Annotated in this window: 16 protein-coding genes; 10 read left to right on the forward strand and 6 right to left on the reverse strand. The window is 63.1% G+C overall.

The features are described from left to right. Window positions 1–28: 28 nt before the first annotated feature. Window positions 29–1,666, reverse strand: a complete 1,638-nt coding sequence (locus E2A64_RS05175) for a long-chain-fatty-acid--CoA ligase (RefSeq protein WP_133283335.1) — start codon at window positions 1,664–1,666, stop codon at window positions 29–31. 281 nt (window positions 1,667–1,947) lie between these two features. Between E2A64_RS05175 and E2A64_RS05180 the strand changes: the two genes are divergently transcribed. Further along, window positions 1,948–2,679 (forward strand): helix-turn-helix transcriptional regulator, encoded by a 732-nt coding sequence (locus tag E2A64_RS05180; RefSeq protein ID WP_158285687.1) that lies wholly within the window; start codon window positions 1,948–1,950, stop codon window positions 2,677–2,679. Here the strand turns inward: E2A64_RS05180 and E2A64_RS05185 are convergent. Both E2A64_RS05185 and E2A64_RS05190 read right to left on the reverse strand, forming a co-directional pair. Beyond that, the gene (locus E2A64_RS05185; RefSeq protein ID WP_133284268.1) at window positions 2,676–4,073 is read right to left on the reverse strand and encodes a protein adenylyltransferase SelO; all 1,398 of its coding nucleotides are present in this window, start codon (window positions 4,071–4,073) and stop codon (window positions 2,676–2,678) included. The two genes, E2A64_RS05180 and E2A64_RS05185, sit on opposite strands and share 4 nt — an antisense overlap. Before the next feature lie 363 nt (window positions 4,074–4,436). Beyond that, on the reverse strand, window positions 4,437–5,339 hold the full coding sequence (locus E2A64_RS05190; RefSeq protein WP_133284269.1) for a LysR family transcriptional regulator: 903 nt from the start codon (window positions 5,337–5,339) through the stop codon (window positions 4,437–4,439). A 122-nt stretch (window positions 5,340–5,461) separates the two neighbouring features. On the opposite strand from E2A64_RS05190, the gene E2A64_RS05195 reads away from it, so the two are divergent. Both E2A64_RS05195 and E2A64_RS05200 read left to right on the forward strand, forming a co-directional pair. Then, window positions 5,462–6,922 (forward strand): MFS transporter, encoded by a 1,461-nt coding sequence (locus E2A64_RS05195; RefSeq protein WP_133283337.1) that lies wholly within the window; start codon window positions 5,462–5,464, stop codon window positions 6,920–6,922. A 37-nt stretch (window positions 6,923–6,959) separates the two neighbouring features. After that, on the forward strand, window positions 6,960–7,301 hold the full coding sequence (locus E2A64_RS05200) for a DUF6665 family protein (RefSeq protein ID WP_133283338.1): 342 nt from the start codon (window positions 6,960–6,962) through the stop codon (window positions 7,299–7,301). Here E2A64_RS05200 and E2A64_RS05205 read toward each other — a convergent pair whose 3' ends face one another. Both E2A64_RS05205 and E2A64_RS05210 read right to left on the reverse strand, forming a co-directional pair. After that, complete coding sequence (locus tag E2A64_RS05205; protein WP_244598153.1) at window positions 7,302–10,421, reverse strand: efflux RND transporter permease subunit; 3,120 nt, start codon at window positions 10,419–10,421, stop codon at window positions 7,302–7,304. It lies immediately after the preceding gene. 23 nt (window positions 10,422–10,444) lie between these two features. Then, window positions 10,445–11,674, reverse strand: coding sequence for an efflux RND transporter periplasmic adaptor subunit (locus tag E2A64_RS05210; RefSeq protein ID WP_133283340.1), 1,230 nt, complete (start codon window positions 11,672–11,674; stop codon window positions 10,445–10,447). A 406-nt stretch (window positions 11,675–12,080) separates the two neighbouring features. On the opposite strand from E2A64_RS05210, the gene E2A64_RS05215 reads away from it, so the two are divergent. The 4 genes from E2A64_RS05215 (at window position 12,081) to E2A64_RS05230 (ending at window position 19,422) form a co-directional block, all read left to right on the forward strand. Further along, window positions 12,081–12,548, forward strand: coding sequence for a chemotaxis protein CheW (locus E2A64_RS05215; RefSeq protein WP_133283341.1), 468 nt, complete (start codon window positions 12,081–12,083; stop codon window positions 12,546–12,548). A 206-nt stretch (window positions 12,549–12,754) separates the two neighbouring features. Continuing rightward, window positions 12,755–16,105 (forward strand): transglutaminase family protein, encoded by a 3,351-nt coding sequence (locus E2A64_RS05220; RefSeq protein WP_133283342.1) that lies wholly within the window; start codon window positions 12,755–12,757, stop codon window positions 16,103–16,105. Between the two features lies 1 nt (window position 16,106). Beyond that, window positions 16,107–18,512, forward strand: a complete 2,406-nt coding sequence (locus tag E2A64_RS05225; RefSeq protein ID WP_133283343.1) for a circularly permuted type 2 ATP-grasp protein — start codon at window positions 16,107–16,109, stop codon at window positions 18,510–18,512. Window positions 18,513–18,534: 22 nt separating this feature from the next. Next, window positions 18,535–19,422 carry a transglutaminase family protein gene (locus E2A64_RS05230; RefSeq protein WP_133283344.1) on the forward strand — a complete coding sequence of 296 codons (888 nt, stop codon included), beginning with the start codon at window positions 18,535–18,537 and terminating at the stop codon, window positions 19,420–19,422. A gap of 3 nt (window positions 19,423–19,425) precedes the next feature. Here E2A64_RS05230 and znuA read toward each other — a convergent pair whose 3' ends face one another. Then, window positions 19,426–20,475: a zinc ABC transporter substrate-binding protein ZnuA gene (gene znuA, locus E2A64_RS05235; RefSeq protein WP_133283345.1), complete on the reverse strand. Its 1,050-nt coding sequence runs from the start codon at window positions 20,473–20,475 to the stop codon at window positions 19,426–19,428. Between the two features lie 106 nt (window positions 20,476–20,581). Between znuA and E2A64_RS05240 the strand changes: the two genes are divergently transcribed. The 3 genes from E2A64_RS05240 to E2A64_RS05250 are packed head-to-tail and all read left to right on the forward strand — an operon-like array spanning window position 20,582 to window position 22,742. Next, window positions 20,582–21,490 (forward strand): ATP-binding cassette domain-containing protein, encoded by a 909-nt coding sequence (locus E2A64_RS05240; RefSeq protein ID WP_280177534.1) that lies wholly within the window; start codon window positions 20,582–20,584, stop codon window positions 21,488–21,490. Further along, window positions 21,490–22,335: a metal ABC transporter permease gene (locus E2A64_RS05245; RefSeq protein WP_133283346.1), complete on the forward strand. Its 846-nt coding sequence runs from the start codon at window positions 21,490–21,492 to the stop codon at window positions 22,333–22,335. The genes E2A64_RS05240 and E2A64_RS05245 overlap by 1 nt, the downstream gene beginning before the upstream one ends. Then, window positions 22,332–22,742 (forward strand): Fur family transcriptional regulator, encoded by a 411-nt coding sequence (locus tag E2A64_RS05250; protein WP_133283347.1) that lies wholly within the window; start codon window positions 22,332–22,334, stop codon window positions 22,740–22,742. The genes E2A64_RS05245 and E2A64_RS05250 overlap by 4 nt, the downstream gene beginning before the upstream one ends. The last annotated feature ends 1 nt before the right edge of the window (window position 22,743 follow it).

The following is a 22,743-nucleotide window of genomic DNA, read 5'->3' on the forward strand; positions in this document are numbered from 1 at the left end:
TGTTCTCCGGACGGAGGCAGGAGGGGTTTCAGTCCCTGCCAGCCGTCGGCAATTTGTAGTCGCCGAATGTATCGCGCAGAACGGTCTTCTTGATCTTACCGGTCGCAGTATGCGGGATTTCGTCCGTGAAGACGACATCGTCCGGCATCCACCATTTGGCGATCTTGCCTTCGAGAAACGCGAGCATGTCCTCTTTCGTTGCGGTTCGTCCCGCTTTGAGGACGATTATCAGCAGCGGGCGCTCGGACCATTTGGGATGGTTGACGCCTATGACCGCGGCCTCGGCGACATCCGGATGGCCGACGGCGAGGTTCTCGATGTCGATCGACGAGATCCATTCCCCGCCGGACTTGATGACGTCCTTGGAGCGATCGGTGATCTGCATGTAGCCGTGCTCGTCGATGTGGGCGACGTCGCCTGTATCGAACCAGCCGTCCCTGCCGAACTGATCGGCGCCTCTGTTCTTGTAGTAGGCGCCGGAAACCGCCGGACCGCGAACCTTCAGGCGCCCGAAGGTCGAGCCGTCCCAGGGAAGTTCATTGTCGTCGTCGTCCGTTATCTTCATTTCGACGGAGTAGGGCGCGTGGCCCTGTTTCTTCTGGATCGCGATCTTGTCGTCGCCCTCGAGGCCGGCATATTCAGGCTTCATCGAACACAGCGTGCCGAGCGGGCTCATCTCGGTCATGCCCCAAGCATGGATGACCTCGACGCCGTAATTGTTCTGGAACTTGCGAATGACAGCTTCCGGACATGCGGCGCCCCCGATGATCACATGGTTGAGATCGGGCAGCTTGCAGTCGTTCTCCTCCATGTATTGCAGCAGCATCAGCCACACGGTGGGAACGGCGGCGGTAATCGTGACCCTCTCGTTCGTCAGCATCTCGTAGACGGATTTGCCGTCCATGCCCGCGCCGGGCATCACCATCGTGGCGCCCGCCATAGGGACCGCGAAAGCGGTCGTCCAGCCATTGGCGTGGAACAGCGGCACCACCGGCATGAAGCGGTCGGCCGCGCCGATGTTCATCATGTCGGGCTGCAGCGCCATCATCGCGTGAAGCGTGTTGGAGCGGTGGGAGTAGAGGACGCCCTTCGGGTCGCCGGTAGTGCCGGAGGTATAGCACATGCCTGCGGCCGTGTTCTCGTCGAAACGCAGCCATTCGAAATCGCCGTCCGCCTCCGCGATATAGTTTTCATAGGAGATCGCGCCGGGCAGGGACGTCTCGGGCATGTGAGCGTCATCCGTCAGTATGACCACGCGTTCGAGCGACGGCACCTTTGGCGCGAGCGCCTCGGCGAGCTTGACGAAGGTCAGGTCGACGAAGAGCATCCTGTCTTCGGCGTCGTTCATGATCCAGGCGATCTGTTCGGGGAACAGGCGCGGATTGAGCGTGTGGTAGATCGCTCCGACACCCAGGATGCCGTACCAGCTTTCCAGATGCCGCCAGGTGTTCCACGCCATCGTGGCCACCCGGTCTCCCGGTTTCACGCCATCGGCGGATAGGCGCTCGGAAAGCTTCAGGGAACGGGTCCGCAGATCGGCGTAAGTGATTCGGTGAATCGGACCCTCTACGGATCTTGAAACCACCTCGCGCTTGCCGTGCATGCGAGCAGCGTGATCCAGTATGGTATGGGCCAAAAGTGGCCATTCCTGCATGAGTCCGAGCATTTCTTCCTCCCGTGAATGCCGAATTCCTCAGGCCCCATATTAGGTCGCGGAAAGGTGGAGACAACTGAAATAATTAGCAAAAATACATGCTCGGCCTGATTGCATTTCGGCTCTTGAAAGCGATTTGGTTACCCTTTTTTAGAACCGTTAGAAAAATGTATCAAGAATGCGCGATCTTTCTCGCACTCTGAAAATATATGTGTTACTTTGTACCTGCGGCGGAATTTTAGAGGCAACAAAAAGGGGCCTGGATGGAACCGTCGCGTTCTTCAGGAAAAAGAATGGAACAAATGACTGTCGAAGCTGGTCGCGCCGACCTGCTGTTGCAGCAGCTAGGTGCCTGTACTTCCCAATTTGATGTTTTTCGGTGCCTTAGAGAAGTAACACAGAGTTACGGGTTCCGATATTTCTCCGTGAATTCAATGCCGAGAGATAGCCAGTTTCGCTTGTCGGATACGGTTATCATTACTTCTGCCCCGTCAGATTTGATAAAGCGTCAGGACGGATTCGAAAGCTCTGAATCCAATCCTGTGGTTGCAGCCATTCGCGCGACCGGAGCGCCCTTCGAGGTGCGGTTCGGCGAGCGTGAAAGGGGCGACAGCCGCAAGTTCGATCGGGTGGAGCAGATACTTTCGGAGTTCGATCTCTCGACCTGGCTGATCGTGCCGGTTTTCACACCGGGTGCCGGCGAGGCCGTGATCTCGTACCTTGGTAACAGGCCCTCCTTGAAAGCTTTCGAACTGGCGGAATTGGCGCTGCTGTCGTCGAAGGCAAAGGACCGACTGACGATGGTGTCCGCGCAAGACAAGCCTCAGGCTTCACCCTTGACCGAGCGCGAACTTGAATGTGTTGTCTGGACGGCGGCAGGCAAGACAAGCGTCGAGATTGCGAAGATCCTCAATCTCTCCGAACACACGGTGAACCATTACCTCAACAATGCCACGCGCAAGAGCGGTACTGTGAACAGAACGCAGACCGTGGCCTCAGCCTTGCGCAACGGCTGGATCGACTAGATCCTGTTGCTTGTGGCCGGGACTTTCTCAAGCTCCCGGCCATAACCTCTCACCGCTTCGATCTTGGCGTGGAACGCGGTCCAGTCGTCGCTTTCGGCGACGTCCTTCCAGATTTCCTCCACTTCATCGATGAGCATGCTCTGAGCCCGGACGGGCAAGGTGCCGGCTTTCAGGGCAGTCGTGGCGCCTTCGGTCAGATCGCGATCTCTCAATGCGGCGATGACCATGCGCCAGGCATCGGTGTCATAGGCGTGCGACTGCGGGCTTTGGGCAAGACGGTCGTCGTCGGCGCCGCAGGCCATGTCCAGAAAAGTCTGCTCGAAGGGCACGCGGTTGTCGCGGAGCGCCGAATAGAACAGCGCGGTGAGCCGATGATCACGCTCACGGTTCTCGCGATCCGGCTCGATGCCGAGCCGGCCGAGCGTCGTATCAGCCAGGGCCTCGTCAAACCTTTTCGGAAATGTCTCGAGAACCGGCTGCAATTCCGAGACATCGACGAGCGGGATCAGGCATTCGCCGAGCCGTGCCAGGTTCCAGTAGAGCGCGTCGGGCTGACGACCGAAGGCGTAGAGACCCTGATGGTCGAAATAGGCGGCGGTGAAGTTCGGGTCGAGATCGGGCAGGAACCGCCACGGTCCGTAATCGAAACTTTCGCCGGTAATGGTGATGTTGTCGGTGTTGAGCACGCCGTGGACGAAACCTGCCGCAAACCATTGTGCCCCCAGCTTTGCCACGGCATCGACGACATGGCCGAGAAAATCGGCCGGCCCCGTCGCATCCGGCCAGTATTCGGCGATCGAATAATCGAGCAGCTTCCGGATGTTTTCGTGCTCCTCGAGATAAAGGAGCCGCTGGAAGCTGCCGATCCGCACATGGCTGTGATTAAGCCGGACAAGAACGCTCGACCGGGTGGGGGAGGGCTCGTCTCCGCGCATCAGGCTTTCCCCGGTCTCGATCAGGCTCAAAGACCGCGACGTGTTCACCCCGAGCGCTTCCAGCATCTCGGTGGCCAGCACCTCGCGGACCCCTCCCTTGAGTGTCAGGCGACCGTCACCGCTGCGCGACCAGGGCGTCGTGCCGGATCCCTTTGTTCCCAGATCCATCAGCCGGCCTGCACGATCGCGCATCTGCGCGAAAAGGAAGCCGCGCCCGTCGCCGATGTCAGGGTTGTAAACCCGGAACTGGTGACCGTGATATCTGAGCGCGAGCGGCTCGGGCAAATTGTCCGGAAGTGGCTCGAAGCGGCCGAAATGCCTGATCCATTGCTCGTCGCTCAGGCCATCGAGCCCGATTTCGGCGGCTGCCCGGTCATTGCGGAACCTCAGTTCTGCGCGGGGAAACGCCGCGGCCTTCACGGGGTCGTAAAAGTCCGGGCCGAGGCGTGTGTGGCGCATATCGGCCGTGTAGGTCCCTGCCGGCCGGGGGGCGGATTTCGTATCTGTCAAAACTCAACTCCTGAACCCACCATATGGTGCAGCAATGCCAGGCCGAAAGAGGTCACGGCGACGTTCCTTACATAAGCGAATGCTTTCCAAAACGCGTGCGTTTCCAAAAAATTGACATGCTGCCTTGAAGGCGCCAGTTCGCGATACCATATCATGTTCAACGCCGGGATTTCTCTCCCCCCTCCAGGTCCCGGCAAGCGCCGCCCTTGAGCGCGCCAGGTTGTCCCCCTCCCACCCTGGCCTCCAGTCTCGGGCGACGAATAAAAGCACCCGTTCGGCTTGGCCGGACGGGTGTTTTCGTTTGCGCAACCGCTAGGTGGCCGAGCCGCTGTCCGGGAGAAAGCGCGAGCGTTCCTCCGCCGTTGCCTTGGCAATGAAATCGGCCACCGTTCTGAGCCGGGCGAGATCGCGGGCAGCCTCGTGGAAGACGATATAGTAGCCGCGCTCGATCCGAAGCTCGGGCAGCACATTCACCAGGTCGGGATAGTCGGCGGCGATGTAATCGTGAAGCACGGCGATGCCTGCGCCGCCCCGCACCGCGCGGGTCTGCCCGATGGCGCTGGAGATCTCGAAATGCGCCGACCAGTTGCGAAGGATCTCGCGGGTGAACTGCAGTGACGGCGAGAAGATCAGGTCCTCGACATAGCTGATCAGCCGGTGGTCGCGCAGATCCTCGGCCACCTTCGGCTCGCCCATCTCGGCGAGATACGCCTGCGATGCATAAAGCGAGAGCGAATAGTCGACGAGCTTCCTGGACACCAGCCGTCCGGCCGCCGGCCGTTCGACGGTAATCGCGATATCGGCTTCACGCTGCGGCAGGGAAAAGGAGCGCGGCACCGGCACGAGCTGAAGCTTGAGGTCGGGATGACGGGCGGTGAGTTCGCCGAGCCGTGCGGCGAGAAAATAGACGCCGAAACCGTCTGGAGCCCCGATCCTGACTGTACCGGAGATCGCGCTGTCGGTGCGCCCGAGGCTTGATTGCGCGGACAGCATCTCGGCTTCCATCCGTTCGGCATGGGCCAGGAACGCCTCACCCTCGCCGGTCAGCACGCAGCCATTTGTGCGGCGGATGACGAGCTGGCTGTCGAGCGCGGTCTCGAGCGCCGTGATGCGCCGAGCCGCAGTCGCATGGTTGAGACCCAGCCGACGCGCCGCGGCCAGGATCTGCCCCGATCGCGCCACTGCCAGAAACACCCTTATGTCGTCCCAGTTCAATGCCATCCGGCTGTCTTAATCGGCCTGAAGGGGAAGGTGAAGTGCTGTGGTGAACTTGCCGGCGTGCCGACGGAGGCCTATGTCCGTACCAGCCGCTTCAGGCATGTCACCGGAAACTCTTCATGTCAGAACAGATCGTTCCGCCCTCAGAAACGGGGCCATCGGCCGCAGCGCCGCTTTATGAAGGCCGCTGGGTGGCCATGACGGTGATGCTGATTGCCGGCTTCATGAACCTTATCGACGTCACCATCGTCAATGTGGCCCTGCCGAGCCTGCAGCGCGATCTCGGCGCGACGGATTCGGGGATCGAGTGGGTGGCCGCAGCCTATATTCTCTCCTTCTGCATCGGTCTTTTGCCTTTCGGCCGGCTCGGTGACCTGATGGGGCGGAAGAACGTGTTTCTGTGCGGCGTTGCCGGTTTCACGATCGCCTCGGCTCTCTGCGGCATCGCGCCGAATATCGAGATGCTGATTGCAGCCCGCGCCGTACAGGGCCTGACCGCAGCGCTGATGACGCCGCAGACGCTGGCGATCGCGCAGGTGATCTTTCCGCCGCATGAGCGCGGCACGGCCTTTTCGCTGTTCGGTCTGACCGCGGGCCTCGCCACCGTCACCGGTCCGGTTCTCGGCGGCTTTCTGATCGGGGCGGATATTTTCGGGCTCGACTGGCGGCCGATCTTCCTCGTCAATATTCCCATCGGCGTCATCGCGATCGCTGCGGGGCTGAAATTCATCCCCAGGGGCAGGGTCAATCCGGATGTCGGTTTCGACGTCGTCGGCATTCTCCTGGCCATGACCACGATGCTGCTTCTGGTCTTTCCGCTGGTCGAGGGGCGAAACTTCGGCTGGCCGGTCTGGATATTCGTCATGCTGGCGGCAAGTGTCCCGACGGGTTTCGCCTTCCACCGCTGGCAGAAGGCGAGGGCCCGCGATGACAAGCCGCAGCTGATGCCTGCAAGCGTGCTCGAAAATCGCCAGTTCCTCAGCGGCGCGATGCTGACGACACTGCTGTTCTCGTCGATACCCGGCCTGTTTCTGGTGCTCGCCGTGTTCCTGCAGATCGGCTTTGGCCTGACCCCGCTCCAGTCCGGGCTCACCACCATGCCCTTTTCTGTGGGTGTCCTGACCGCGTCCCTTGTCGCCAACCGGCTCGGCGGCCGTTTCATGGTGCAGCGGTTGATCATCGGCGCACTTCTGCTGGTATTGGCCATGTTCGGACTGCGTTTTGTCGTCGGTTCTCTCGCCGATCACATCGTCGGCTGGCACTTCATCGCACCGCTGTTTATGGCCGGCATCGGCCTGGGCACGACCATACCGGCACTCTTCCAGACCGTTCTGTCGGACGTCGAGGGGCGCGACGCGGGATCGGCATCCGGAAGCCTGCAATCCTTTCAGCAGGCGGGCGCGGCTTTGGGCGTGGCCGTCATGGGACAGATCTTCTTCAGCCATTTCGGCGGCGAGGCGGCAGGTTCCCCGCAGCCGGTCTTCATCGAAGCCTTGCGGACCGCGCTCATCTATTCGGTCGTTGCATTCACCGTGGTTGCCCTGGGCGGTGCCGTGCTAGGCTATCGGGCGAGGCGCTAGCACGACGTCACGGGAAACGGTCAACGCGGGAAGCACGATGCCTGTCGAACTCTCTCACGACATGATCCGCAAATTCGAGGAAATATCGGGGATTGCGCCCATCGAGGTGCAGGCATCCGAGGAACAGGCCTATTCGCTCGGCAAGGCCGGCCGCGATGTCGAGATGGCGATCATCCGTCTCAACGAGACCTCGCCGGGTTCGTCCGAGCGCGACGAGTGCCTTTGGGACGCCAGCGATGCGGTCTGGCGCTATTTCATCCAGCGCGAGGCTTGCGGGGTCCGCGATCACCGTCAGGCGATCCGCTTCTATGGCATTCCGGGCGAAGTGCTTGCCCGGCTGGGCGGCACCAGACCGCGAAAGTCCGGTGCCGCTCGCTGATCAGACGCCGTGTCCCGCCGCTTCGTCGAGTTCGCGCTGGAGACGAGCTTCCTCTTCCACGGTCGGTTTCGAGAACCGCGCCAGCGCCAGATAGGCCACCGGCGTGACGAACAGCGTGGCCGCCGTCGCAAGTCCAAGTCCGCCGACGATGACCCAGCCCAGTGCCGTCCGGGCTTCCGCTCCCGCGCCGAAGGCGAACACGAGAGGAACGGCGCCGAGCACGGTCGACACCATCGTCATCATGACCGGGCGCAGACGGATCAGCGATGCCTGTTCCACGGCTTCGCGGACAGACAGTCCGGTATTGCGCAGCTGGTTGGCGAACTCGACGATGAGGATGCCGTTCTTGGCCATGACGCCGACAAGCAGCACCAGCCCGATCTGACTGTAGACATTGAGCGTTCCGCCGGTCAGCAGGATGGCGAAGATCGCACAGGCAAGCCCGATCGGCACCGTCGCCATGATGATGAGCGCGGAGACGAAACTCTCGAACTGGGCGGCCAGCACCAGAAGCACCACGATGATGGCGATGGCGAAGGTCAGCATCATGTCCTGCGAGGACTGGTCGAGCGTCGCTGCTTCTGCAAGCGGAATGACCCGTGCGCCGGGCGGCAGCAGGGGCTCGGCCATCCGCACCACTTCGTTATAGGCGTCGCCAAGCGCAATCTGGTCGGTCAGTCCGGCCGTGATCGAGACCGAGCGAAGCTGTTCCTCGCGATTGAGCGATGGCGAGACGGCCTTTTCGGTCAGCGTGGCGATGGTGGACATGGGCACCATGCGGCCGTCGCTGGTCTTGAGATAGATGCTTTCCAGATCCGTCGGATCGTTGATCGGCGATGTCGTCGAGATCAGCTTGACCGGGTAGGACCGGTCCTGGATGAAGACTTCCGTGACCTCGCTGCCGTCGAGCAGCGCCTGCATGGCTTCCGCCAGCCCGTTGATGTCGATGCCGAGATCGTTGGCACGCTCGCGATCGATGGAGACGGCAAGCTGCGGCTGCGTTGTCTCATAGGACATGCGCACCTGCTCGAAGCGCGGATCGTTCTCGAGATTCTCCACCATCTTCTGCGCGGCGTCGCCAAGCTTCTGGTAGCTGTTGCCGACGAACGCGAACTGCAGGCCCTGGCCGGCGCCGCGGATTCCCAGACTATTGGGCTGGAAGGCGAAGGCACGGATACCCGGGATCTTCGCCGCAGCCGCATTGATGTCGGCGGAAATCTCCGCCTGTGTCCGGGTTCGCTCGTCCCACGGGGCGAGGGTGAGCACCATGAAGCCGGAATTGGCGCTGCCGCCGCGACCTCCCATGGCGAACATGTTCTGGATCTCGCCGCTGTCGCGCAGTGGCTGCAGCAATGTTTCGAGTTCCCGCATGCGCGCCGAGGTGTAGTCGAGGCTCACGCCCTGCGGCGCGGAAATGCGCATCAGGGCGACCGACCGGTCCTCCTGCGGCGTGAGTTCCTGGGGAACCGCCGACAGCAGCGCGAAGGCCGAGCCGCAGACCAGGACCGCAATCAGCGCCACCACCACGGGGAAGTCGAGCGACATGTGGAGCAGGCGCTTGTAGCTGTTGAACAGCCAGGCGCCGAGCCGACCGGCCATGCTCTGCTTCTCCACTTCGCCGTCCTTCTTTGGCGGCTTGGCCTTGATGATGCGCGAGGCAAGCATCGGGCAGAGCGTCAGCGCGACGAAGCTCGAGAGCAGCACGGAGAAAGCCAGCACGAAGCCGAATTCCTGAAACAGGCTGCCGGCCTGACCCGGCAGGAAGGAGAGCGGGATGAACACCGCTGCAAGGGTTGCCGTTGTGGCGATGACGGCGAAGAAGACTTCGCTGGTGCCGATCACGGCTGCAGCCCGGATGCCCAGGCCCTCGTTACGCTTGCGCACGATGTTTTCGAGCACCACGATCGCATCGTCGACCACCATGCCGGTCGCGAGCACCAGCGCCAGCAGGGTGAGGATATTGATCGAGAACCCCATCAGGTAGATCGCCGCGAATGTGCCGATCAGCGCCACCGGCAGTGTGACCGCCGGAATGATCGTCGCGCGCCAGTCGAGCAAAAAGACGAAGATGACGAGGATCACGACGCCGGTCGCAATCAGCAGCGAACGCACCACCTCGTCGATGGCGCCGGCGATGAAGGTCGCATCGTCGCCGGTCACGCGGATGTCGACGCCTTCCGGAAGGATCTGCTGGAGATCGGCAGCCGCCTGACGCACCCCTTCCGAGATCTCCAGCGTATTCGACTTCGCCTGCCGGATGATGCCGAGCCCGATGCCGGTCTTGCCGTTGGCGCGCAGGGTGGAATCACCGGGGTCCGGGCCGAGCGTCACATTGGCCACATCGCCGATGCGCACACGGTCGTTGATGTAGAGCGCCTCGAATTCCTCGGGCGTCGTCACGTCGGCGGTGGCGCGGACCACGATGTCCTGCGTGGTCGCCGTCAGCGTTCCGGCGGGTACGTCGAAGGCGACATTGTCGAGCGTGGACTTGAGATTGCCGACGGTCAGCCCCAGCGCCGCAAGGCGCGACTGGTCGATATCGACGCGGAAAATCTTGTTGCGGTCGCCATAGACCTGGACATCGGCGACGCCGGGGACCGAGGCGATGCGATCCACCACCTCGTCCTCGACCAGCACAGTCATGTCCTGGACACTCATCGTCTCCGATGTGACCGCAAGCCGCATCACGGCTTCCGCATTGGCGTCTGCCTTGACGATCTGCGGATCGTCGGCGTCGTCGGGCAGGTTGCGGGTCACCCGTCCTATGGCGTCGCGCACGTCCGCTGCGGCCCCCGACAGGTCGGTGCTGTCGGAAAACTCCACCGTGACCCGGCTGCGACCGAAGGACGATGACGACGAGATGTCGGTCACGCCCGAAACGCGGGCCACGCCGCCCTCGATGATGGCGGTCACCTCGCGGTCGATCGTTTCGGGTGCCGCGCCGGTATAGGTCGTGGTGATCGAAATCACCGGGCGATCGACATCCGGCAGTTCGCGGATCTCGCCGCCGAGGATGCCGGCAATACCGGCCACCACGATCAGCAGGCTGAAGACGATGGCGAGCACCGGACGGCGGACGAACAGTCCGCCGCTGCCGGCATGGGCATTGGCTTCACTCACAGGCTGTTTCCCGTTCTCCGCCATCAGCCTGCCTCCGCTTCGTTCTTCACGCCGGGCTGGCTGGTTCCCTTGTTCTTGACGCTCTTCGCGCCTTCCTGGCTGCCGTCGTCCTGTCGGGGCGCGTTGGGGCCTACGATCTCGACGTCGCCGCCGGCGCGCACGTTCTGCACGCCTTCGGTCACGATCAGATCGCCGGTCGCGATCTCCGCATCCACGAGGACCGACTCCGCGTTGCGCTGGATGATGGCGACGTCGACGCGCTCGGCCTTGCCGTCGGCGATGCGCCAGACATAGGAACCGTTCGAATCCCACTGGATCGCAAGGGGATCGACGCTTGGATAGGTTTCACCCGGAAAACTCATGCGGATCTGGAAGGACATGCCCGCGCGAAGTCTGTCGTCGACATTGGGAATGTCGGCGCGGACCCGAAGCGTGCGGCTCTCTTCGTCGAGCCTGTTGTCGAGCGCAAACACCTCGCCCTCGAAATTTTCACCGGGACGGGCCACGGAGGTCGCAACCACCGGCGTGCCGATCTTGATGGCGCCGACGAGGCGTTCCGGCACGTAGAAGTCGATGAGGATGTGCTCGCGGTCGTCGATGGTGGAAATCACCGTCTGATTGGTGACGAAGTCGCCGCGGTTGACGTTGAGGATGCCGATCACCCCGCCGATCGGAGCCGTCACGGTGCGGCGCTCGAGGTTGAGTTCGGCCTGACGCTGCGAGAGACGGGCGTTCTCGAGCGCTGTGCGGACGTCGTCGGCCTCCACCGAACTGATCGTGCGCTGCTGGAGCAGGTTCTCGGTCCGGGCCATCTTGTCTTCGGCGCTCTTGAGCGTGACATTCGCCACGTCGAGCGCAATTTCCTCTTCTGAGGAATCGAGCTTCACCAGCACGTCACCAGCCTCCACGACCGCGCCGGAGCGGACCTCGATGCTCGCAATCTGCCCCGAGACCTGCGGCTGTACCGAGACGGTGCGAACCGGAGCGCCGGTGCCGATGGCAGAGAAGCGATCATTGATGATCCCGGTTTCGGCCGGCTCGACCATGGCCTTCGCCCCGCCGCGCCCACCGAAGCCGCGGCGGCCGTTGCCGGTCTGACCGGCACTTCCGTCCGCCTCTGCCAGCATGGACTGGGGAACCGGCACGCCCATGCCGGCAAGGGTGGTGCCGGCATTCGGATCGAACTTGATCCAGAGGAAAAGGGCGATGGCCAGGACGACGATCGAGGCCAGCAGCTGTTTCCAGAATTTCATGCTTTGCTTTCCGAGATGAGGGAGCCCGAGGTGAGGGGCAGGTAAAAATACGCATATTGATGAGCGCCATTTTGATGCCTAACCGGCATGGCCTCAACTAAACTTTATGTAATGAACGTCATTGCGGCGATGTGATGGTGAAGGGAGGGGGAAAGTGCGCCCCAAAAACTCGCCTTTCATTGTTTACGCCTCTGTTAACTTCCCTTGTGTTCTATGGGGCGAGGACAGGGCCATGCGCCCGGCATGAAGCCAGTTCTCGAAGGGTCTCTTGGCGATCCGCACAACATGTGGCGCTTCCGGTCTTCTCTTGCCGGCGTCAGGGGTGTTCAACACAGATTTGGACATGTGGCGGGAGCGCTCTGCGAGACGGCGCCCTCACGGTCCCGCGAGCGAACCGGGGAATGCGATGAGCTTCAACCAGACTTCTTCCAAGGGCAACGGACTCGAGATCATTTCCTTTCATCTCGGCGACCAGGTCTTCAGCGTCAACATCATGTCGGTGCGCGAAATCCGCGGTTGGGCGCCTGTCACGCCGCTCGCTCACTCACCGGCTCACGTTCTTGGCGTGATCAATCTTCGCGGTTCGGTCATTCCGGTCATCGACATGGCGGTCCGCCTCGGTCTCGAGCCGATCGAGCCGACCGAACGCTCCGCCATCATCGTTGCCGATGTCCGTAATCAGCTCGTCGGTCTTCTCGTCGAATATGTCTCGGACATGATCACTGTCGATACCGAGCAGATGCAGGTCGTTCCGGAAGTCGGCGGCAATTCGGTCCAGGCCATGACCTCCGCCATCATCTCCCAGGAAAACCAGATGATCTCGCATCTCGACCTGGACTCCGTGCTGCAGGAAATCGGCCAGCTCGCCGCCTGATCTGCCCGCCGCGCAGTTTGCAGACGCCGTCCGTCAGGGCGGCGTTTTTGCTTGCGCCGACGGGGTCGTTCCGGGGGAGCGCCGGAACTTATTCCGCCCGATCGTCCTTGACCAATGTCCGTCCCTGTAACACTTTGAATTGGTGCTTCTTCGCCTAGCTGTTGTCGAAGCCGGACCTTTTCTGTTTCAGGAGTGCGGACGCCTGTATGGCCATACTAGCAAGTATTCACCATCTCACTCACTACAAATACGATCGTCCGGTTACTCTCGGCCCGCAGGTCATCCGCCTGCGTCCCGCGCCGCACAGCCGGACCCGGGTCATCTCCCACTCCTTGAAGGTCACGCCCGACAATCACTTCGTCAATTACCAGCAGGACCCCTACGGCAACTGGCTGGCGCGTTACGTGTTTCCCGATCCCGTCCGCGAACTGAAGATCGAGGTCGATCTCGTCGCCGACATGACCGTCTACAACCCGTTCGATTTCTTCGTGGAGGAAAGGGCCGAGGAATGGCCCTTCGGCTATCCCGAGGAATTGCTGGACGATCTGTCGATCTACATGAAACCCGAGCCCGTCGGTCCCAGGCTTCAGGCTTTTCTCGATACCGTGCCGCGCGATACCCAGCGCACCGTGGATTTCGTCGTCGGGCTGAATGCCCGACTGGCCAACGAGATCGGCTACGTCATCCGCATGGAGCCCGGTGTCCAGACGCCCGAGGAAACCTTCGCCGCGGGTACCGGGTCCTGTCGGGATTCGAGCTGGCTGCTCGTCCAGATCCTGCGCAATCTCGGCTTCGCCGCTCGTTTCGTCTCGGGCTATCTTATCCAGCTCAAGCCTGATCTCGAGGCGCTCGACGGTCCGTCGGGCACCGATCACGATTTCACCGACCTTCACGCATGGGCCGAGGTTTTCATTCCCGGCGCCGGCTGGATCGGCCTCGACCCGACCTCTGGCCTGCTGACCGGCGAAAGCCACATTCCGCTCGCCGCCACCCCGCATTATCGCAACGCCGCGCCCATTTCGGGCATGGCGTCCTATGCCGAAGTCAATTTCGATTTCGACATGCAGGTCAGGCGTGTTGCCGAGCACCCGCGCATCACCAGGCCGTTCAGCGAGGAGGCATGGGCCGATCTCAATGCGCTCGGACGCAAGGTCGACGAGCATCTCAAGGCGGGTGACGTCCGTCTGACCATGGGTGGCGAGCCGACTTTCGTCTCGATCGACGATTTCGAGAGCGCCGAATGGAACACTGCGGCCGTCGGTCCCCAGAAGCGCGATCTGGCCGACAAGCTCATCCGCCGTCTGCGCGAACGGTTCGCGCCGGGTGGCTTTCTCCATTACGGCCAGGGCAAGTGGTATCCGGGCGAGACACTGCCGCGCTGGACCTTCTCGCTCTACTGGCGCCGCGACACCAAGCCCATCTGGAGCGATCCGTCGCTGATTGCCGAGGAGAATGCGAAAAACGAGAAGGCGACGCCCGAAAATGCCGAGGCGCTTCTCAAGGCATTCGCCTCCCGCCTGGGCGTCGAGCGGGAAAACGTCCAGCCCGCCTTCGAGGATCCGGCCGAATGGATCCTCAAGGAAGGCAAGTTGCCGGACAACGTCACGCCCGAAAACTCCAAGATCGAAGACGCCGAGGAACGTCACCGCATGGCGACCGTCTTCGAGCGAGGCCTGTCGAAACCCAGCGGCTTCGTCCTGCCGATCCAGAAATGGCAGTCGAAAGCGGCTGGCGGCGGCTGGCAATCGGAACTGTGGACCCTGCGCCGTGGCAAGATCTTCCTGGTCCCCGGCGATAGCCCGGTAGGATACCGCCTGCCGCTCGGCTCGCTGCCGCACGTGCCGGAAGCCTCCTATCCCTTCATCAACCCGCAGGACCCGACCGAACCGCGCGGCGATCTGCCAGAGCCGGAGGCCCTGAAGCCGGCTGATCCGCACGAGACGCATCCTGCGACACCGGATCAGCGCGTGGCCCGCTTCACGGCCGCCGAAGGCGGTCAGGAGATCGTTGAGCAGGAGATCGGGGAACTCGGAGGTGCGGTTCGCACCGCGATTTCCGTCGAGCCGCGCGATGGCCGGCTTTGCGTCTTCATGCCGCCGGTCGTCCGCCTGGAGGACTATCTTGAACTCGTGGCGGCAGCGGAAGAATCGGCCAGGGCGCTGGGGCTTCCGGTCCATATCGAGGGCTACCAGCCGCCGCACGATCCGCGCATGAATGTGATCCGCGTCGCTCCCGATCCCGGCGTCATCGAGGTCAACATCCACCCGGCTGCCAGCTGGGAGGAATGCGTGGCGATCACCGAGGGCGTCTACGAGGAAGCCCGGCAGTGCCGGCTGGGCGCCGACAAGTTCATGATCGATGGCCGGCACACCGGAACCGGCGGCGGCAATCATGTCGTCGTGGGCGGTGCGACGCCGCTCGACAGCCCGTTCCTGAGACGCCCGGACCTGCTTGCGAGCCTGATCCTGCACTGGCAGCGTCATCCGAGCCTGTCCTATCTCTTCTCCGGCATGTTCATCGGCCCCACCAGTCAGGCGCCGCGCATCGACGAAGGCCGCCATGACAGCCTCTACGAACTCGAGATCGCGCTCGCGCAGATCCCGCGCCCGGGTGAGGGCGATGCGCCGTTGCCCTGGCTCGTCGATCGTCTTCTGCGCAACCTTCTGGTTGACGTGACCGGCAACACCCATCGGGCCGAAATCTGTATCGACAAGCTCTATTCGCCTGATGGCCCGACCGGGCGGCTTGGCCTCGTCGAGTTCCGCGGCTTCGAGATGCCGCCCGATCCGCGCATGAGCCTCGCGCAGCAGGTGCTGCTGCGGGCGCTGATCGCGCGCATGTGGGAGAACCCGGTCAAGGGCAGGTTCACCCGCTGGGGCACGACGCTTTCCGACCGTTTCATGATGCCCCATTTCATCTGGGAGGATTTCCTCGACGTGCTCGCCGACCTCGACCGGCACGGCTTCTCGCTGAGGCCGGACTGGTACGAGGCGCAGGCGGAGTTCCGCTTCCCGTTCTGCGGCTCCGTGGAGTATGACGGTGCGCAGCTCGAACTTCGCCAGGCGCTCGAGCCCTGGCACGTTCTGGGCGAAACCGGCGCGATCGGCGGTACGGTTCGCTACACCGACAGTTCGGTCGAACGCCTGCAGGTGCGCTTGGCGAGCGCCGACCCGGACCGCTATGTCGTTACCTGCAACGGACGCAAGATGCCGCTGACGCCGACATCGACCAATGGCGTGTCTGTCGGCGCGGTTCGCTACAAGGCTTGGCAGCCGGCCATGGCGCTGCATCCCGTCGTTCCTGTCCATGCGCCGCTGACTTTCGATATCTACGACACCTGGTCGGGTCGGGCGCTCGGTGGTTGCGTCTACCATGTGGCCCATCCGGGCGGGCGGAATTACGACACTTTCCCGGTCAACGGCAACGAAGCCGAAGCGCGGCGGCTTGCGCGTTTCGAACCACGGGGTCATAACCCGGGAAGTTACAACCCGCCCTACGAGATCCCGCATCCGGAGTTCCCGATGACGCTCGATCTGCGGCGGCCACCCATGGTCTGACATGATCACCACCAAGCCTCTCCCGGACAGTAGTATCGGCGATTTTCTCTCGGGATATGCGCCGATACCCGGGGCACCCGATGAACTCCTCGACGCCCACGGCTCGGTCCGGCCGGTCTGGACGGATCTGATAACCCATCTCGCGTCACGATCGTCCGAGCAGCTCGATGCCCAGTTCGCACGCGGCGCGAGCTATCTGCGCGAGGCCGGCGTCTTCTACCGCCAATATGGCGATGCCGACCGTTCGGAGCGCGACTGGCCGTTAAGCCCGGTCCCCGTCGTCATTTCGCAGGATGAGTGGACCGAGATCGAGAGCGGGCTCAGGCAACGCGCCGACCTTCTCGAAACCGTGCTCGCCGATCTTTACGGTGATAACCGGCTGACCCGCGACGGCCATCTGCCGGCCATGCTGGTTGCCGGCAATCCCGAATGGCTGCGGCCCATGGTGGGCCTTAGGCCCGCCTCCGGCCGCTATCTCCATTTCGTCGCCTTCGATATCGGGCGCGGCGCGGATGGCCGATGGTGGGTGCTGGGCGATCGCACCCAGGCGCCGTCGGGCTCGGGTTATGCGCTCGAGAACCGCATGGCCTCCACCCACAGTTTCGCGGGCTTTTACCGCAATGCGAACGTCGTCCGCGTCAGTGCCTTCTTCAAGGCCTTCCGCGACGGGCTCAACCGGCTGCGCAAGGAAGAGGACAGCCGCGTCGGCATCCTCACCCCAGGGCCCATGAACGATGTCTATTTCGAGCATGCCTATATCGCCCGCTATCTCGGCATGGCGCTTCTGGAAGGCGAAGACCTGACGGTGATCGACGGCCAGTTGATGGTACGCACCATCTCCGGCCCGCAGCCCGTCTCGGTCCTGTGGCGCAGGCTTGATGCCAACTGGGCCGATCCGATGGAGCTCGACGAGACCTCCCGCCTCGGCACGCCCGGGCTTCTGTCCGCACTGCGAGCGGGGACCGTCCACATGGTCAACGCGCTCGGGTCCGGCGTTCTCGAGGCCCGCGCCTTCATGGCCTTCCTGCCGCGCCTCTGCGAAGTCCTGACCGGCAAGCCGCTGGCAATTCCCAATATCGCCACCTGGTGGTGCGGTTCCGAGGCCGAGCGCGCGCACGTGCTCGCCAATGCGGGCAGGCTGATGATCGGCCCGGCCAATTCGCTCCACATGCCGCTCGAACCCGATCGCGAGACGAGCCTCGGCGGCGAGCTCCGTCCGGCTTCCGCCGGAAGCCTGGCCGAGTGGTTGGAAGCCTCCGGTCCGCAGCTGGTCGGCCAGGAAGCTGTGACCCTGTCCACCACTCCGGTCTGGAGCGAGGGGAGGGTGGTTCCCCGCCCGATGTCGATCCGCGTCTTCATGGCCCGCACGCCGTCGGGCTGGCAGGTGATGCCGGGCGGCTACGGGCGGATCGCGGCAAGCGATGCCGATCCCTCCGCCGTGTCTCTCAGTCGCGGCGGCTCCGTGGCCGATGTCTGGGTGATCTCCGACAAGCCGGTCATCGGCGAGAGCATTCTGGAAAGCGGCTCTGGCGAATTCGGCCGGGCGCAGAGCGGCTGGCTGCCGAGCCGTGCTGCCGACAATCTCTTCTGGCTCGGCCGCTATGTCGAACGCGCCGAAGGCACGATGCGTCTTCTCCGCGCCTATCACGGCCGCATCAACGAGATGTCCGAGGTCTCGACCCCTCTGATCCCCTCACTTGCGAGCTATCTGGAAGCGCGGGGTATCTCGACCGAAGACGGCATTCCCGACGCCCTTATCGGCGAGCTGGGGGCTGCGACCGGCAGCGCCAACCGGCTGCGCGACCGCTTTTCCATCGACGCCTGGGCCTCGCTTGCCGACCTGCAGAAGACAGTCGAGCGGATGAGCAAATCCGTCGACCGGGGTGACGACGCCGCCGTCGCCATGGGCGTTCTCCTGCGCAAGATCACCGGCTTCTCAGGTCTGGTTCACGACAACATGTACCGCTTTGCCGGCTGGCGATTCCTATCGCTCGGCCGGGCACTCGAGCGCGCCATCAGCACCGTGCATCTGTTGCAGATATTTGCCGACCCGATTGCGCCGGAAGGCGGGCTCGACCTCTGTATCGAGATCGGCGACAGCGTCATGACCCACCGGCGCCGCTATTCGGTCAACATCAACCGCGCGACCGTCACGGACCTTCTGGGGCTCGATCCCCTCAATCCGCGGTCGGTCGCCAGCCAGATCGAGGAGATCGTCAGTCACATCAACCTGCTGCCCGGCGCCGGCGAGGCAGGACGGCTCTCACCGCTCGCCAAGGCAGCGTTGCGATTGTCGACCGATATTTCCGTCCATACGCCCGAGACGCTCGACGCCAAGGCGCTCAGCACGCTTGCCGCGCAGATCTACGACCTGTCGAACGATCTGGGCGAGACATATTTCAACTGAAGATCGAAGCCGCCACGCCGCCATGCGCTATGACATCTCGCTCACAATGACCTTCGTCTACCAGGCCGCAGCGGTGAATGCCCGGCAGATCGTGCATCTCATGCCGGCGGACCGGCCCGGCCGCCAGCGGCTGATCGCCGGCAATCTGTCGATCACGCCGCTGCCGACACGGCGGGAGGACAGGTTCGATTTCTTCGGCAACGCCGAAACGGCGGTGGCGCTTGACGGTGCGGTGAAGGAAGTCGACATCCGCCTGCAGGCACGCGTCGAGGTGACGGGAAGCGCCTTTCCGGAAGGACTGCCGACGCCACCCGATGCGCTGGCCGCCGAAATCGCCGGGTGGCGCGATCTCGGTCCGTCCTCGCCGGTTCATTTCTGCGCGCCGACCATGCGGGCGCCCGCCGATCCGGCAATCGCCGCCTATGCGCGCGACGTCACGGCGACAAATCGCAGCGTGGCCGGCAGGGTCGAGGCACTGGGGCTGGCTCTCAATCGCGACATGACGTTCGATCCGGATGCCACGACCGTGGACACGCCGGCGGCGGAAGCCTTCGCCGAACGTCGCGGCGTCTGTCAGGATTTCACCCACATCATGATTGCGGGTCTGCGGAGCCTGGGTATTCCGGCAGGCTATGTCAGCGGTTTCATCCGCACCATCCCGCCGCCCGGCCAGCCTCGGCTGGAAGGCGCCGATGCCATGCATGCCTGGGTTTCCGCCTGGTGCGGACCGCATGTCGGCTGGGTCGAATACGACCCCACCAATGCGACCTTCGCCGGTCCCGACCATGTGGTGGTGGCCTATGGCCGGGACTATGGCGAGGTTGCCCCGGTAAAGGGGAGCATGCGGACGGCGGGCGGCCAGACCAGCGATCAGGCCGTCGATGTCATTCCGCTCGGTTCGTCAGACTGATGCCTACGATTTTTCCGACAGGCAATCGCTCATCGATTTCGCCAGGTTCTCGATGAGAGCCGGGTAGAGGTCCGGCCCCGGCGTCAGTTCCGCGCCAACCGGGTCGAGTGTGCCCGCATGGGCGTCGCTGCCTTCGATGGCGACAGACACGATCTTCGGCTCGAATTGCGGTTCGGCGAAGACGCAGGCCGCTTTGAGCGATTTCAGCTTGGTCTGGATCTCGCTGATCCGCTCCGCACCGGGACGCAGTTCGGGATTGACGGTGATCGAGCCGGAGGCTTCCATGCCGAAGCGGTTCTCGAAATAATGATAGGCATCGTGGAAGACGATGAAGCTGCGGTCGCGTACGGGATCGAGCGTCTGGTTCACCGTCTCGATCAGCGTGTCGAGCTTTTCTTCTTCCGCCTTGCCGTTGGCGGCATAGGTTTCGGCGTTGGCCGGGTCTGCGGCCGACAGCACCGTCACGATCTTTGCGACGAAAGCCTTGGCATTCTCCGGGTCCAGCCAGACATGCGGATCGACCTCTCCATGGTCATGGCCGTGTTCATGCGCTTCTTCGTGTTCATGCTTGTGAGCCTCGTCCGCATGCTCGGAGTGGGCATGGTCGTCGCTCTCATGGTTCTCATGGGCTTCGCCTTCGTGAGCATGATCGTGGTGTTCGAAGGTTCCGCCCTCGCGCGGTGCGAGCCTGGTGACCCCGGCTGCATCGATCAGCGGCACGGACTGGGCCGAACCGGCGATTGTCTCGACGGGCTTGACCAGAAAGGATTCGAGCTCCGGCCCGACCCAGAACACCACGTCGGCGCTCTGCAGCTGGCCTGCCTGCGACGGCTTCATCTGATACCCGTGCGGCGACGATGCGCCATCGACGAGAAGTTCCGGTTCCCCGACACCTTTCATGACCGCCGCGACGAGCGAGTGAACCGGCTTGATCGACGCGATGACTGAGGGCTCGGCATGGGCCATCGAAACCGCGAACGGTGAAACGGAGAGCGCCAGGCCTGTCAGGGCGGGGGCAAGCGTGGAGCGGAGCAGGGGGAGTTGAAAACGCATGGAGCAGTCCTTTTTATGTCATGTTATAAGATAACATTGCGTAATTGTATAACGTGTGCAATAGGTCGCCGCAAGAGAGAATATTCAGGACCGCCTCATGGACCACATGGCCGAAACTCCAACCGCTTCGATGAAGCAAGCGCCTGACACGACAGGCCCCGCTATCGTGTCGCTCAGGGGCGCCGGCGTTTTCCGTTCGGGGCGCTGGCTGGTGCGCGGGATCGATGTCGAGATCCGTCCGGGCGAGATCCTGACGCTGATAGGGCCCAACGGATCGGGCAAGTCGACCACCGCAAAGATGGTGCTCGGGATTGAAAAGCCGGATGAGGGCAGCGCCTGGCGTGCGCCGGATCTCGTCGTCGGCTACGTGCCGCAGAAACTGTCGGTCGACTGGACCCTGCCGCTCTCCGTCGAGCGCTTCATGCGGCTGACCCGGTCCCTGTCGAAAGCCGAGAGCGATGCGGCGCTCGCGCGCACCGGCGTGGCCCATCTTGCCGGATCGGAAGTGCGCAACCTTTCCGGTGGCGAGTTTCAGCGGGTGATGCTGGCTCGCGCCATCGCCCGCAAGCCCGGACTCCTGGTCCTCGACGAGCCGGTACAGGGCGTGGATTTTGCCGGGGAAATCGCCCTTTACGATCTGATCGGCAAAATCCGTGACGAGCTCAATTGCGCCGTTCTCCTGATCTCTCACGATCTCCATGTCGTTATGGCCGCGACCGACCGGGTTCTGTGCCTCAACGGTCATATCTGCTGCCAGGGCACGCCGACATCCGTCGCCGACAGTGAGGAGTACCGCCAGCTTTTCGGAGCGCGTGGCGCGCCGCAGCTCGCGGTCTATCAGCATCATCATGATCACACCCACCTCGAAGACGGGCGGGTGCGCCATGCTGACGGGTCCATCACCGCGCACTGCCATCCCGATGACGGTCATCACGACCATGATCACGGTTCCCATCATCATGACCATCACCACCCGCAACATGCTCAAGACGAAAACAGGGAAGGGCGGAACTGATGCTCGATGACTTCTTCGTCCGCGCCCTTTTCGCCGGTATCGGCATGGCTGCTGTCGCCGGTCCGCTCGGCTGCTTCATCGTCTGGCGCCGGCTCGCCTATTATGGCGACACCCTGGCGCACGCCGCGCTTCTCGGCGTGGCGCTCGCCTTCCTGCTCGAGATCAACGTCACGCTCGCGGTCTTCGCCGTGGCGCTCTTCGTCTCGCTGGCGCTTCTGGCTCTCGAACGCCGCGCCGGGCTCTCTTCCGACGCCTTGCTCGGCATACTCTCGCATTCTGCCCTCGCGCTCGGTCTCGTGGTGATATCGACCATGGCCTGGCTCCGCGTCGACCTCATGGGTCTGCTGTTCGGCGACATCCTGTCGGTATCGCGCATCGACGTCGCGCTGATCTGGATCGGCGGCGCCGCGGTGCTTGCCGTCCTCGCCCTCATCTGGCGGCCGCTCTTCGCGGCCACCGTCAGCCCGGAACTGGCCGAAGCCGAAGGCATGAATGTCACGAAGGCCAATTTCATCTTCATGGTTCTGATGGCAGTCGTCATTGCCATCGCGATGAAGGTCGTCGGCGTTCTGCTCATTACCGCGATGCTTGTCATACCTGCGGCCACCGCCCGTCGATTTGCCACCGGACCGGAGCAGATGGCGATCCTCGCCGCGATATTCGGCGTCGTGTCCGTGTGTCTGGGCCTCGGTGCATCAAGGCTGTGGGATCCCCAGTCCGGCCCCGCAATCGTCGTCGCCGCCCTCTGTCTTTTCGTGCTAAGCTTGTCGCCACTGGCTCGGCTTGTCGACCGTCGCAGGACTGCGCGGGCGAACGACGCCAGGGAGGAAGGATTTCGGCCATGACTGCGCATGTTCACGATCACGCGGCACTGACAAAGAACCAGGCGCTGGTTTTCGGCGAATTGTCGAAGGCCGAGGGCCCGCTGTCGGCCTATACCATCCTCGACCAGCTCCGCTCCGAAGGATTTCGCGCACCGCTTCAGGTCTATCGCGCGCTCGACAAGCTGGTCGAATTCGGCATGGTTCACCGCCTCGAGAGCCTCAATGCCTTCGTTGCCTGCAGTCACAAGGATTGCGAAGCCCATTCCGCCGCCGCCTTCGCGATCTGCGAGAAATGCGGGCAGGTGACCGAACTCTCCGATTCCGAACTCGACCACCGGCTGCGCGAGCTGGCGGAGGCGACAGGGTTTGCGCTCAGCAAATCCGTTGTCGAACTGCGCGGTTTCTGCGCCGACTGCCGAGCCGCCTGAT

This window comes from Pseudohoeflea suaedae, assembly GCF_004354915.1.
Lineage (GTDB): Bacteria > Pseudomonadota > Alphaproteobacteria > Rhizobiales > Rhizobiaceae > Pseudohoeflea > Pseudohoeflea suaedae.